Annotated in this window: 9 protein-coding genes; 2 read left to right on the top strand and 7 right to left on the bottom strand. The window is 61.6% G+C overall.

From position 1 onward, the window contains the following. The first annotated feature begins 43 nt into the window (after positions 1 to 43). On the top strand, positions 44 to 1273 hold the full coding sequence (locus AB7828_RS20245; RefSeq protein ID WP_441231006.1) for an ABC transporter substrate-binding protein: 1230 nt from the start codon (positions 44 to 46) through the stop codon (positions 1271 to 1273). Positions 1274 to 1339: 66 nt separating this feature from the next. Here AB7828_RS20245 and gyrB read toward each other — a convergent pair whose 3' ends face one another. The 7 genes from gyrB to rpsT all read right to left on the bottom strand — a co-directional run bounded on the left by gyrB (position 1340) and on the right by rpsT (position 13192). Beyond that, positions 1340 to 3781, bottom strand: a complete 2442-nt coding sequence (gyrB, locus tag AB7828_RS20240; protein WP_441231005.1) for a DNA topoisomerase (ATP-hydrolyzing) subunit B — start codon at positions 3779 to 3781, stop codon at positions 1340 to 1342. Between the two features lie 226 nt (positions 3782 to 4007). Continuing rightward, positions 4008 to 5102, bottom strand: a complete 1095-nt coding sequence (locus AB7828_RS20235; protein WP_441231004.1) for an FUSC family protein — start codon at positions 5100 to 5102, stop codon at positions 4008 to 4010. 156 nt (positions 5103 to 5258) lie between these two features. Beyond that, positions 5259 to 7373, bottom strand: coding sequence for a hypothetical protein (locus tag AB7828_RS20230; protein ID WP_441231003.1), 2115 nt, complete (start codon positions 7371 to 7373; stop codon positions 5259 to 5261). 159 nt (positions 7374 to 7532) lie between these two features. After that, on the bottom strand, positions 7533 to 8681 hold the full coding sequence (gene recF / locus AB7828_RS20225; protein ID WP_441231002.1) for a DNA replication/repair protein RecF: 1149 nt from the start codon (positions 8679 to 8681) through the stop codon (positions 7533 to 7535). A gap of 210 nt (positions 8682 to 8891) precedes the next feature. Beyond that, a complete protein-coding gene (gene dnaN / locus AB7828_RS20220) occupies positions 8892 to 10010 on the bottom strand; it encodes a DNA polymerase III subunit beta (protein WP_441231001.1) in 1119 nt (372 codons plus the stop codon). A 244-nt stretch (positions 10011 to 10254) separates the two neighbouring features. Then, positions 10255 to 11688: a chromosomal replication initiator protein DnaA gene (gene dnaA, locus AB7828_RS20215; protein WP_309941879.1), complete on the bottom strand. Its 1434-nt coding sequence runs from the start codon at positions 11686 to 11688 to the stop codon at positions 10255 to 10257. Between the two features lie 1237 nt (positions 11689 to 12925). Continuing rightward, positions 12926 to 13192: a 30S ribosomal protein S20 gene (gene rpsT / locus AB7828_RS20210; RefSeq protein ID WP_068729934.1), complete on the bottom strand. Its 267-nt coding sequence runs from the start codon at positions 13190 to 13192 to the stop codon at positions 12926 to 12928. Positions 13193 to 13547: 355 nt separating this feature from the next. Here rpsT and AB7828_RS20205 point away from each other — a divergent pair, with 355 nt between their 5' ends. Then, entirely contained in the window at positions 13548 to 13862 is a 315-nt protein-coding gene (locus tag AB7828_RS20205; protein WP_068729932.1) for a hypothetical protein, read from the top strand. Positions 13863 to 13896: the final 34 nt, after the last annotated feature.

Below are 13896 nucleotides of genomic sequence, written 5' to 3'. Positions count from 1 at the left end.
GCAGGCATACTGAAAAATCAAAAACGTAAAAGGGGTGGAGGATATGAGACGATCTGAACTGGGTGCGTGTTTTACGACGGCGATTGCCAGCGTTTTTCTTTGCACCGTCTCTGCTTTGGCGCAGAACGCGCAGGTCTCGGATGGCGTCGTCCGTGTCGGCGTCATCGAGGATATGTCGGGCGTCTATGCCGACATTACCGGCAAGGGTGCCGTGACTGCGGCGCAGATGGCGGTGGAGGATTTCGGCGGCAAGGTCCTCGGCATGCCGATCGAAGTCGTATTCGCAGATCACCAGAACAAGCCCGATATTGCCGCCAACGCTGCACGCAAATGGTTTGATACCGACAAGGTCGATGCCATTCTCGACGTTGCGTCGTCGTCGCCTGCTTTGGCCGTCCTTGAAATCGCCAAGGAGAAGAAGAAGATCATCACGCTGAGCTCGCCGGGATCGACCCGGATCACGAACGAGGTGTGTGGACCCTATGTGGTTCATTGGGCCTATGACACATTCGCGATCGCGAACAGCACAGGCAAGGCGCTAGTCAGCCAGGGTTTCGATACCTGGTATTTCGTGACGGCGGACTATGCGTTCGGTCAAGGCCTCGAGAAGGACACTGGCGATGTCGTCAAGGCATCGGGCGGCAAGGTCGCCGGTGCAACGAAACACCCGGTCGGGACCGCGGACTTCGCCTCCGTCCTACTGCAGGCACAGTCGTCCAAGGCCAAGGTTGTGGCTCTCGCCAATGCCGGCGGCGACACCATTAACTCGATCAAGCAGGCGGCAGAGTTCGGCTTGACAGCAGGCGGCCAGAAGCTCTCGGCACTGGCCGGATTTATCAACGACGTTCACGGTCTCGGGCTGAAGGAGGCCCAGGGGCTGACGATCACCGAGGCGTCGTATTGGGACATGAACGACGAGACGCGGAAGTGGTCGAAGCGCTTCTACGGGAAGGTGAACGCCATGCCGAACATGCTTCAGACCGGCACATATTCATCGGTACTGCATTATCTGAAAGCCGTGCAGGCCGCCGACACCGACAGCACCGAAGAGGTGATGAAGAAGATGCGTGAACTGCCCGTCGATGACGTGTTCTACAAGAACGGCAAGATCCGCGAAGATGGTCGTATGGTCCACGACATGTATCTGTTTGAGGTGAAGAAGCCGAATGAGTCCAAGGCACCATGGGACTATTACAAACTGCTCGCCACGGTACCCGCCGATCAGGCGTTTCAGCCGTTGGCGCAGTCGCGCTGCCCGCTGGTGAAGAAGTAGGATAAACGCAAAAAGGCCCGCCAGAATGGCGGGCCTTTTCAGTTTTATCTCTAGGGTGCGATACGCTTACACGTCCACATTCGCGCTGAGCGAATTGTCCTGGATAAATTCGCGGCGCGGTTCGACCACATCGCCCATCAGTTTGGTGAAGATGTCGTCGGCCTCGTCGACTTCCTTGACCCGGACTTGCAGCAGCGAACGCTCATTGGTGTCGAGCGTGGTTTCCCAGAGCTGGCCGGGGTTCATTTCGCCCAGACCTTTGTAGCGCTGCAGGGCCACGCCCTTGCGGCCGGCGTCGGTGACGGCCTCGAACAGCGAGACGGGGCCGTGGATCGGGAATTCGATGTCCTTGCGGCGCAGGACGCCGGATTTCGGATAGGCCTCCTGCAGGCTGCCGGCATATTCGTCGAGCTTGCGCGCATCGGCGGAGCCAAGCAGGGCGTCGTCGATGAAGGAGACGTCCTTCACACCACGAATCGTGCGTTCGAAGAAGAAGCCCTGACCTTCGCGGAATTCACCGATCCAGCCACGCTCGACTTCGTCGGCCAGCGCGTCCAGCCGCTTGGCGATGTAGTCGGCAGCGGCATTGGCGGTGGCGAGATCAGCGGTGACCCGCGGATTGAGCACGCCAGCGATTGCAGCCTGCTCGACGACTTTGCGATTATAGCGCGAGTGCAGATTGTTGAGCGTGCCGCGGATGATGCGGGCATCTTCCACCAACGCCAGTAGATCGCGGCCTGTGCGATCCTCGCCCGAAGCGAGCTTGAAGATGCAGTCGTCGAGACCGGTATCGATCAGGTAATCTTCCAGCGCCCGCTCGTCCTTGAGGTATTGCTCGGACTTGCCGCGCGTCACTTTGTAAAGCGGCGGCTGCGCGATGTAGAGATAGCCGCCTTCGATCAGCGTCGGCATCTGGCGGAAGAAGAACGTCAGCAGCAGCGTGCGGATATGCGCGCCATCGACGTCGGCGTCCGTCATCAGGATGATCTTGTGATAACGCAGTTTCGACAGGTCGAAGTCGTCGCGACCGATGCCGGTGCCGAGCGCCGTGATCAGCGTACCGATCTGTTCGGAGCCGAGCATCTTGTCGAAGCGCGCGCGCTCGACATTGAGGATCTTGCCGCGCAGCGGCAGCACCGCCTGGAATTCGCGGTTGCGGCCCTGTTTCGCGGAGCCGCCTGCCGAGTCACCCTCGACGATGAACAGTTCGGACTTGGCGGGATCGCGCTCCTGGCAGTCGGCCAGCTTGCCGGGCAGGGAGGCGATATCCAGCGCGCCCTTGCGCCGGGTCAGTTCGCGGGCCTTGCGGGCGGCTTCGCGGGCGGCGCCGGCCTCGATCACCTTGCTGACGATGATCTTGGCTTCGGTCGGATGTTCCTCGAACCACGAGGCGAGGGCCTCGTTGAGAACGTTCTCCACCACTGGACGCACTTCCGAGGACACCAGCTTGTCCTTGGTCTGCGATGAAAATTTCGGATCGGGCACTTTCACCGACAGAACGGCAGTGAGGCCTTCGCGGCAATCGTCGCCGGTCAGCGCGATCTTTTCCTTCTTGGCGACAACTTCGGCATAGCCGTTGACCTGGCGCGTCAGCGCGCCACGGAAACCGGCCAGATGGGTACCACCGTCGCGCTGTGGGATGTTGTTGGTGAAGCACAGCACGTTTTCGTGGTAGCTGTCGTTCCACCACATCGCGACTTCGACACTGATGCCGCTCTGTTCGGCGCGCATTACGATCGGCGTCGGCACCATCGCCTTCTTGTTGCGGTCGAGATATTTGACGAATTCCTCGACGCCGCCCTCATACATCATGTTCTCGGTCTTCTCGACCGGATGACGCAGATCCGACAATCTGATGTTGACGCCGGAATTCAGGAAGGCGAGCTCGCGCAGACGATGTTCGAGTGTTGCGAAATCATATTCGAGTGTCGTGAATGTTTCCGCCGAGGCATAGAATGTCACTTCGGTGCCGCGCCTGCCATTGGCATCGCAGACCACCGAGAGCGGCGCCACCGCGTCGCCATGGGCGAATTCGATGCGGTGCTCTTTGTCGTTGCGCCAGACGCGAAGGATCAGCTTGCTCGACAGCGCGTTGACGACGGACACGCCGACGCCATGCAGACCGCCGGATACCTTGTAGGAGTTCTGGTCGAATTTTCCGCCGGCATGGAGCTGGGTCATGATGACCTCGGCTGCCGAAATGCCTTCGCCCTTGTGGATGTCGACGGGAATGCCGCGACCATCGTCGCGCACCGTCACCGAACCATCGGCATTCAGAATAACTTCGACGGCGCTGGCGTGACCCGCAAGCGCTTCGTCGATCGCGTTATCGACGACTTCGTAGACCATGTGATGCAGGCCCGAACCGTCGTCGGTATCGCCGATATACATGCCCGGGCGCTTGCGGACGGCGTCGAGTCCCTTCAGGACCCGGATCGATTCCGCACCGTATTCGATGGGAATGGCATGCTCAGTATCGGCGATGGGTTGCCGGGCTGGTTCAGTCATGTAGGGGCCTTCGAAGGTGTGCCGAATCAGCGCGGAAAACGGCGCTTGAATCGCTCTATTTGTGCCATGAAAGGCGCATTGCGCCTAGCGCAAAGTAACGCGCAGCAAGCTATTGAATAAATAGGTTTTTTTGGCGTCATTTCAAGCCGATTTGAGGCCGTTTTCGTAGCCTGATTTCGCGCCTGTTCTGGGCATCGAAATGCCCGGCTTGCGTGCATCCGAGAGGCTATTTGTCGGCCAGTCCCGTAGCTGGTTTGGCGGCGTTTGCCTTGAGGCCGCGCCGGGCGATCAAATGCGCGGCCAGCACGACCGGCTCCAGCAGCACCATTCCAAACAGAATGCCAAACAGGCGGTCATAGCCGGGCTCCAGGGCGGCATTGGCGTAGTTGTCAGGCACCAGCACCACGAGGAAGGCCAAAGTGAATTGCAGGCCCGCATAACTCATAGAGGGCGGGCCATTTTCGATGTGACGGCCGATCATGACGCCGAGCGCGAGTCCGATGGTCATCACGACGGGCGAATGGCGGCTGACCAGCAGGATCGCGCTGGCGAGCAGGCCGCCCGCGAGACAGCCGACCAGCCGGTTCATCATGCGCGAGGAAACCGGGCTGAGCATCCCCTCCGCCAGCGAGGCGGCGGGCACCAGCATGACCGCGAAGATCGTGATGCTGGATTGGCTGAGCGACGGGATACCGAGCCACTGCCAGGCCCACGGGATTAGCGCCAATGCAATGCCGCCGACCAGAGCGTGACGCGCCACCGTGGTGTGCCATTGCCGCGTCGGCTGGTCGACCGGCTTGGCGCGCAGATTGTTGTCCGGATTCGGTAGCGCGCGCCGCACTGTCCAGGTCGAGATCGCACTGACGATGACGCAGGCGGTGGTACCGGCCAGCACTTCGAGCACGCGTGTCGAGGCAAAGCGCAGGATCGGCTCGCACGCATGCTCCATGCCTTCGATCAGCACCATCAGGAAAGTGAGGCCGGTGAACAGCCAAGCATAGGCGCGGCGGCCGATGATGGCGAAATAAAGGGTGATGCTGCCACCGATCAGAAGACCGAGACTCAGCAGCACCGGCTGGCGCAGCAGCAAAGGCGCAGCGGCAAGCGCGAGTCCTGCGCCAGCAAGCGTCCCAATCACGCGGAGGATGCCGCGTGTAAAACTTTCGGCGACATGCGAGCGCATTACCATGTATCCGGAGAACGCGGCCCAGCCGACATTCTCCGCGCCGATGGCGTGCGACAAGACGATTGCCAGCAGCACCGAACAGATGCATTCGGCCTCATCGATCATGCGCGGCCCGGGGATCGGAAGCGAACGCATTTCGGTTCTGAACGCGCGCGCGATCCGCGACAGATGAATGGCCAAAAATACCAGCATAGCCAGATATTTATGCTGTCGAACGTGGTCTACAACAGACGATTTCTCATGGCCCAATGCAGTGGCGGACGCGCGCTGGCGCGCTTGCACGCTTCGTCCTCAGTAGAGCTGCAGCGGGAGGATATCCCGACCGTCAGGGCCAACCATCAGGCCCCAGCTATCGTTGGCCGCCACCTTGATCGTACTGTCATGTCCGGGCTTGCCCGCCGCCTTGATCGTGACCTTGTAGGCGCCGGGCGGCAGTTCCATCGTCGGACCGTTCGGATTTTGCGGTCCGCCCACGCCGGGCGCGACCTTGATCGTCTTGTTATTGACGCTGACCGATACTTCCGCGTCACCCATATTGCCGAACAGCAGCCGAACCTTGCCCAGTGCAGGCAGGATACCCGCCTTCGTCGCTTCTGCGGGATGGCGCACCACCAGACTGACCGTGGTTTCGTCGTTGCGGCGTTCCAGCTTCAGCATGGCCGGCCCATCAGGGGCCTTGAAGGCGAGCGTGGCGCTGTCCGGCTTGATGACAGCGCTCTTCGTGTCTTCCTGCCACTGTCGCTGCGTGAGTTCGCGTCGGTAGAACGCCAGAACCGAGTCCAGTCCCGCAGGCACAGATGCACTCAACTCATGTCTGAACGGCGCGCCGCCTGGCAGCCCTGAAGTACCCAGCGATCGCAACGTCCGCTGCTTCGGCGTGGGATAATCGGTGTCGCCATCGGACTCGAGAACCTGTTCGGCGCTCTTGGCGTTGCCCGTGGTGGTGGTGGCAACGGCCGCGACTGGCACGCCCTTCAGGCCCGAGCCTGTCGCCGTGACATTGACCTTCGGGCCCATCTGCATCGCCGTCATTGAGATGCTCTGCTTGGCCTTGCTGAAATTCAATACCACCATATTGGGATTGTTAATGACTGACGGCGTGCTCTTCCAGCCGAGCGTCTTCATTCCGCTGCGGTAAAAATCCGCCAGCGCGCTGACGCTTGATGAGCTGTTGAATGCGAGCCTGCCATCGGCGCCGTCGAAGTCGATCTCGCTGGCGGTGTCGGGGACGGGAATCGGTGTGCTCGAACCGTCCATCGCGCGCAACGCAGTTTCCGGCCCATGCGCGGCTTGTGCCGCTGCGCGCTTCGCATCCGCTTCGGCAATAGCTGCTTGCCCGAACGCGAGTGCATCCTTGATAAAGCGGTCGTCTGCTTCCTTCTTGGCCTTGGCGCGCGCTGCGATCACCGATGGCAGAACCTGTACGTCGATCTGCACGGTGGTCAGATCGTATTTGCGACCGATCTGCATCGTTGCCGTCTCTTCCGGCGATGTGAATGCGAGCGAGGCGCGATCGGCGATGACGACGGTGTCCTTGCTCTGTTCGACCCAGCCCTTCTTGCCGAGTTCGCGGCGATAGAAGGCCAGCACCGGGCCAAGTTCAGCCGGGATCAGCGCATGCGCTTCACGCTTGATGGAATCCGCGCTGCCCGTGGTTCCTGCGGATTTAATGCGTTCCGGTCGCGGCAGGCCTGCGGATTCAGGGCCCGCAGCGAGATCTTGCGGAAGCGCGAAGGGCGCGACGCGAATTTCGACGCTGGTCTTGTTATCGGCGCTCCGCTGCAAGGTCAGCATCACCGGCAATTGCCGCGTGTTGCCGTCACGAGAAAAATAGACGCGCACGCCATTCGCGATCGTCTCGTCGATCTTCGCATCCGGCCAACGCGCCTCGGCTGCGCCCGCGGACAGCGGCGACCAGCCCGATGTAGCGAGTTCTTTCTGAAAGAAGGCGAGCGTCGCATCAACGGTTTCAGCCGTCGTGCATCCAAGATACGGCCGCCGTTCGTCATAGACGATATCGGTCGCGCGATCGGGGAAAGGCAGGTTCACTTCCAGGCGCTGCGAGCTGTAGCTGATGCCCGACCGATCGGTTCTACTGCCGTCGCTCATAAAAGAGGCCGACACACCCTGCGCACCCTTCTTGTACCAGCGACTGCGATCTGATCCCTCGAGTGGCGGCGTGTAGGCGATCCAGCCATCGGCTGCGAGTAATTTTCCGGTGTTGGCAATGGTGTCCGCGACGTTGCCTGCGCCGAAATAGCTGGCGCTGAGATTGGGGTATTTGGTGGCTTCAGGCCGGGCCATCGCGCCTTCGATATGCGGCAGCGTTCTCACATCCACCAGGCCGTCTTCCGCACGGCAGGCCAGCGAGCCGCCGGCGATGGCGGTGCTGACGAGCAGGGCCAACAGGCAGTGTCTGGTCGGAAGCTGTATCCCGAGCTCGTTTAAAAACATCACTGAAGGCCTCCGGCGTTGCTTGCGTGCATGCAAAAGCGCTGCCCACAAGGGCAGCGACATTATTTGCGCGAGGCACTTAGAGTGAGTTGTAGGAGGTGTTGCTTTGGTTCAACCGGCCGGCTGGCGCTGCGCGATACGCCCATTGGCGACGTCGAAAATCTCGCCGGATGGGCCGATTTCTGCGAAAGCAACAGGATCGGCGCCGGTCATCCAGACCTGGGCGCCCAATTTCGAGAGTTCGCCGAACAGCGACTTGCGCCGATCAGGGTCGAGATGGGCGACGACTTCGTCAAGTAACAAGAGCGGCGTGATGCCGGTCATCTCGGCGACCAGCGTGGCGTGGGCGAGGATGAGCCCGATCAACAGGGCCTTCTGTTCGCCAGTGGAGGCATCGCGCGCCGGCATGTTTTTCGGCGCATAGATCACCTGCAGATCGGTGAGATGCGGGCCGTCGAGCGTGCGGCCGGCGGCGGCATCACGCGGGCGACCATCGCGCAAGATCTGGCGATAGCGATCTTCGACCGTTGTGGCCGGTTCATTGGCCAGCGCATTCTCCATCCAGCCGTCGAGCATGATGAGTGCGGATGGAAACGCCGAGGCTTCGCCGCGGACGCGCAACATCTCTGCGAGCCGCATTGCAGTCTGGCCGCGCGTCGCGGCGACGGCGACCGCGAGTTCGGCGGTCTCGCGCTCGATGGCATCGAGCCAGTGGGCGTCGCTGTTCCGGTCTTCGAGCAAGCGGTTGCGCGAACGCAGGCTTCGCTCGAGCGCGGAGACGCGACCGGAGTGATCCTTGTCGATGGCCAGCACGAGGCGGTCGAAGAAGCGCCGGCGTTCGGAGGCGGCGCCCATGAACAGCTGGTCCATGGCTGGCGTCAGCCACACCATGCGCAGGTGATCGCCAAACGCTGCGGCAGAGCCTACCGGCTCACGGTCGATACGACAGCGACGGCTGGTGGATGCACCCTCTGCTGCGGGGGCATCGATGCCGGTGCCGAGTGTGGCGAGACCAACCTCACCCTCGACTGTCGCCGACACGGCCCAGGAACCGTCGCCTTCGTTATTCGCAACGTCTTCGAGCGTCGCGCGGCGCAGGCCGCGGCCGGGCGACAGAAACGAGATCGCTTCGATGCAATTTGTTTTGCCGGCGCCGTTCGGGCCGACGAGGGCGACCATGTCCGCCGACGCCTCCAGCGACGCCGCGCGATAGCTGCGGAAATTGGTAAGCGACAGGCGATGGATGCGGGAGGCGGTCATTCGTGAATATGGGACTCAGCTAAAGTCGTCGCAACGCGCCGCGCCAATCTCCGTCGTCATCCCCGCCGAGTGCGCCGAAGGCGCATGCGGGGCGGGGATCCATAACCACGGCCGGCACAATTAAAACGGCAGAGTCGTGGCTACCTGGCTGCAACTAGTTCTTCGGAAGCTATGGATCCCCGCTTTCGCGGGGACGACACCTGAAGGAACTCACACCCGCATCGGCATCAGCACATAGAGGGCGCCCTTGGCGTCCTTGTCCTGTACCAGCGTCGGCGAACCGGGATCGGCAAGGCGCAGCACGGCGACTTCGCCTTCGATCTGGGCGGCGATGTCGAGCAGATAGCGCGAGTTGAAGCCGATATCGAGCGCGTCGGAGGCGTATTCGACCTCAAGCTCTTCGGTCGCACTGCCCGAGTCCGGATTGGTCACGGACAGCACCAGCTTGCCCGCGGACAGCGCGAGTTTCACGGCGCGGCCGCGCTCGCTGGAGATCGTCGAGACGCGGTCGACTGCGTTCTCGAAGTCCTTCTTGTCGATCACCAGTTCCTTGTCGTTGTTCTGCGGGATTACGCGGCCATAGTCGGGGAAGGTGCCGTCGATCAGCTTCGAGGTCAGAACCACGTTGCCAAGCGTGAAGCGGATCTTGCCCTGCGACAGCTCGATGGTGATCTCGGCTTCCAGATCCTCGATCAGGCGCTGCACTTCACCGACCGTCTTGCGCGGCACGATGACGCCCGGCATGCCGTCGGCGCCCTTGGGCAGCTTGAGGTCGATCTGCGCCAGACGATGACCGTCGGTGGCGACGGCACGCAGGGTCGCCGCGGTTGCGGTGCCGGTGGCGTGGAGATAGATGCCGTTGAGATAATAGCGGGTCTCCTCGGTGGAGATCGCGAACTGCGTGCGGTCGATCAGGCGTTTGACGTCGGAGGCGGGCAGCGCAAACGAGTGCGTCATTTCGCCGGCGGCGAGATCCGGGAAATCATTCTCCGGCAGCGTCTGCAGCGTGAAGCGCGAACGGCCGGCGCGGATCGCCATCACCGAGCGGTCGCCATCGGCTTCGAGCACGATCTGGGAGCCGTCCGGCAGTTTGCGGACGATGTCGTAAAACATATGGGCAGGCACGGTGGTGGAACCGGCAGTGCCGACTTCGGCGGCCAGGGTTTCCGTGACTTCAAGGTCGAGGTCGGTGGCCTTTAGCGACAGCCGGGCATTTTCGGCACGGATCAGTACGTTGCCCAGGATCGGAATCGTGTTGCGGCGCTCGACCACGCGATGCACGTGGCTCAGCGACTTCAGGAGTTGCGCGCGTTCGACGGTGACCTTCATAACAAAACCCGCCCGATTCAATCCGGTGTCGTGTGGAAATGCCTGGCGGCCCGAATGGGCGCCGCGGCGATGACACCCGCAAGCTCGATCAAGTGGATTTTGCTCAATCCCGCGGGGGACCGCAAGGTGGCGTGGATGGCCGGGAAGCGCAAGAGAGATGCGCTTCCGGCCCCCAATGTTTTGACGGTTAACACCCTCGTCCTGCCCCGGCGCACGCTTTGGCGCGTCGGGGGCGGGGACGCTTTTACTCCTGCAGTTGGCGCTTCAGCGTCTCGACCTCATCCTGCAGGGCCACGTCCTTGCCGACCAGCGCCTCGATCTTGCGTACGGCATGCAGAACCGTGGTGTGATCGCGGCCACCGAAGCGGCGGCCGATTTCCGGCAGCGAGCGCAGCGTCAGGGTCTTGGCCAGATACATCGCAACCTGACGGGGGCGCACGACATTGGCGGTGCGGCGCGACGACAGGAGGTCGGACCGGCTGACATTGTACTGACGCGCGACGACACGCTGGATGTCCTCGATCTTGATCCGCTTCGGCTCCTGCGGGCGGATCAGGTCGCGCACTTCGCGTTCGGCCATTTCCAGCGTCACCGGCGTGGCGTTCAGCTTCGAATGCGCCAGCAGGCGGTTGATTGCGCCTTCGAGATCGCGGCCATTGTGGGTGATGGTGCGGGCCAGATAGTCCAGCACCGGTTCCGGCACCTCGAACGAGGCATGATGTGCACGGGCCGCAGCAACGCGCGACTTCAGGATGCCCAGGCGCAGCTCTTCGCCGAGCGAGCTCATCTCGACGACGAGACCGCCGGCGAGGCGCGAACGCACGCGTTCGTCAAGGCTTTCCAGATCCGACGGCGGACGATCGGCGGCGATCACCACCTGGCGGCCGGCATCGATCAGCGCGTTCAGTGTGTGACAGAATTCGGCCTGCGTGGTCTTGCCCTGCAGGAACTGCATGTCGTCGATCACCAGCACGTCGATGCCGCGTAGCGCTTCCTTGAAGGCGAGCGCCGTCTGCGTCTTCAGCGCAGCGACGAAGCCGTACATGAACTTCTCGGCGGTGAGATACAGCACCTTGCGGTCGGGGCCGGAATTGCCAGCCCAGGTCACGGCCTGCAACAGATGGGTTTTGCCGAGGCCGACGCCGGCATGGATGTAAAGCGGGTTGAACATCACCGGATCGCCGCGGCGACCTTCGGCGACCTGACGCGCAGCAGCATGGGCCAGCGTGTTGGCGCGGCCGAGCACGAAGCTCGCAAAAGTCAGGCGCGGATCGAGCGGCGAGCCGCCGAGTGCTTCATGGCTTGCGGACACCGGCGCGGTGGCCGTGGCGCGGAGTTCGGGCGCGGGACGGTTGTTGAACGTCTCGGTGCGGCGCGCTTCGGTCGGCGCTGCGGCTTCCTTGTTGGCGGGCGCAACGTTGCGCATCGCCGAACGCACGGTGAGATCGACGCGATGAACTTGCGGCATCTCGGCCTGCCAGGCGTTCAGCACGCGCTCGGCGTAGTGGGCCTGGATCCAGCTCTTCAGGAATCGGGTGGGTACCGAAAGATGGACGCTGTCGTCCTGCACGCTTTCGAGATCCATCCGCGCGAACCAGCTGGAGTAAACGTCTTCGCCAACCGTCGACCGCAGCCGACCTTTCACGCGAGACCAGTGATCCTGTTCCATATTAGCCATTGTCAGAGAACTTTTCAGATAGAGTGAGTGTCCGGCACAACGCTGCCGATGAATGTCCGCGTATGGAGACGCGGTGCGACCTCGTGTGACGCGTCGTCTTCGGGCACAGCTCCGCCAACGGCCATCCGGCCGAGGTCAGATCAGTGATGTCGAAGAGGACCTCGTCGCGAGGTCAGCGCGTACTGGAGGGTCTGTCGGGAGCGTGCGCGGAGGTGTGGGTCGCCGCATGTGCTGCCATATCTGAACGAAACGCAGATCGCAGTCGCTGGAATGCTGTCGTGGTCGATTTGCGCATAAAGCCTCCCCCGCTCACCGCGGTCGCTCGCGGCAAGATGTCAGTTTACATGTGGTTCAAAGTCAGTCCGCAACGCTGAACATCGAAACTCGTTCAGTCGCATTCCCGTATCGTCGTCTTGCCCGCTCGCCTGCCCGCTTACTTCCGCACCGTCAGCTTTGCTGGTTGCGATTGGACGGTGCGCATTTCTTTTCAAAGCATCCGAATGGATACCCGAGAAATTTCGACACAGAACAACCCTTCCCATATTGCTATGGGCTGCGATCCGATCAAAGCTTGGAAGGTGTCGCTAACCTGAAGACCGTCGCTGATCCTAAGGTCCGTCCTGGTTCTTAAATCGCTCTGATCTGAAGAACCGCGGGCGCCGCGAGTGATTAAAGAAATACAGCACGCCCGGTTTCTCGCAACGGAATCATTTTTCGGGTGCCCCGCAAAAGCCTCACTTGCGCAGCCCGGAACACGTCGTGATTTTTTTGACGATGCGTCAAGGTTTTGAATCAACGCGCTGAATCGTAATGTGACAGTGCCGTTGCAGATTCGATCCAGCGAAAAAAGAAATTCATAATTCATTTACGAATGAAGGGGCGGAGTCCGCGTTTTCAAACTGGTCCGCTTCGCTATGCCGATAAGTGATTAGAGCCGCGCGTTTTTTTCTGTGCGTTGAGTCAGGGTAACCCTAGACATCGGACTCGCGCTGGCGGCGTGGCGCTGTTGCTTTTTCAGAATCAAGCTGACGCAAGCGATAACGCGGATTGGCACTCGGTGTGATGCGTTGTGCGTTCCGGCTGTGCCGTTGAAGAGACATGACGAGACGCGCATCGCGCAAGCGCGCGGCGGTCTTTGCGCTTCATCAGAATTTGTGACGCGATAGCGCGAACGCATTGCGGCATAAAAAAAGCCCGGCGTGAAGCCGGGCTTTTTGGAAAGAATGTTGTCGTCAGATTACTGCGCGAGCTTCGCGATCTGATGGACGAGACGCGAGACCTTGCGGCTTGCGAGATTCTTGTGAACGAGGTTGCGCTGAGCAGCCTTCATCAGTTCGGGCTCGGCGAGCTTCATCGCCTTCAGCGCCGCTTCGCGGTCGCCGCTCTTGATCGCCGCCTCGACGGTGCGGACTGCACCGCGCATCTGGGTGCGGCGGGACTTGTTGACGATGGTGCGGCGGGCAATCTTGCGCGTCGCCTTCTTGGCGGAGGTCGTATTGGCCATATCTCACTATCCTTCAGCAGCGTCCCGTCTCGGGCGCCGGGCTGATTGACGTCTGCCGCTCGACTGCGGCCAACGCTGATCTGTTTCCGGGGTGTTCCTGAAAATGCTATCCCCGGAGCGGCAAAGCTCACGCGTTTCGAAACTCACGGGGCGCGCCGCTCAAAGAACAGCGGCGGCGGGATTGCGCCCACCGCCATTGGCGCTCCTTATAGAGTGCCCGATTTCCACCGTCAACGCCTTCCGGCTGCGCCTTTAGACGAAAAACAGCCGCAGAGTGGCGGTTAAGTTGCTGATGAGGTTGAATTTCTCGGATTTGCCCGGTATTGCCGGGGGTGAGAGCGATGAGGGGATTCGGATGATCCGCGGGTTTTTCCGCCTGATAGGGCTGTTATTGCTGGCCGGTGGGTTCGTGTTCCTAGTCTATGATGGGGCGCGCTCGATTGCCGATCAAGCGCTGCGGCTGACCCGGCTCGGGGAGTTCTGGAACGACATCAACCAGGCCAGCCAGCGTTCCTTCCAGGCGATGGTCGATGCCAATGCGCCGTTCCTCAGCGGGCTTCTCAAATTGCTGCTCAACCAGCCGGCCTGGGCCGTCATGGGCGTGCTCGGCATCGTGCTGATGCTGTTGTTTCGGCCAAGCAAGCCGTTGATCGGCTATTCGCGGAATTGAACGGCGCTCGACGACGTAACACACCTGCCGTTTC

Origin of the sequence: Tardiphaga sp. 215_C5_N2_1, assembly GCF_052076055.1 — a bacterium.
Classification (GTDB): domain Bacteria; phylum Pseudomonadota; class Alphaproteobacteria; order Rhizobiales; family Xanthobacteraceae; genus Tardiphaga; species Tardiphaga robiniae.
The sequence above is the reverse complement of the archived record's forward strand: the minus strand, read 5'-3'. Positions and strand labels throughout refer to the sequence as shown.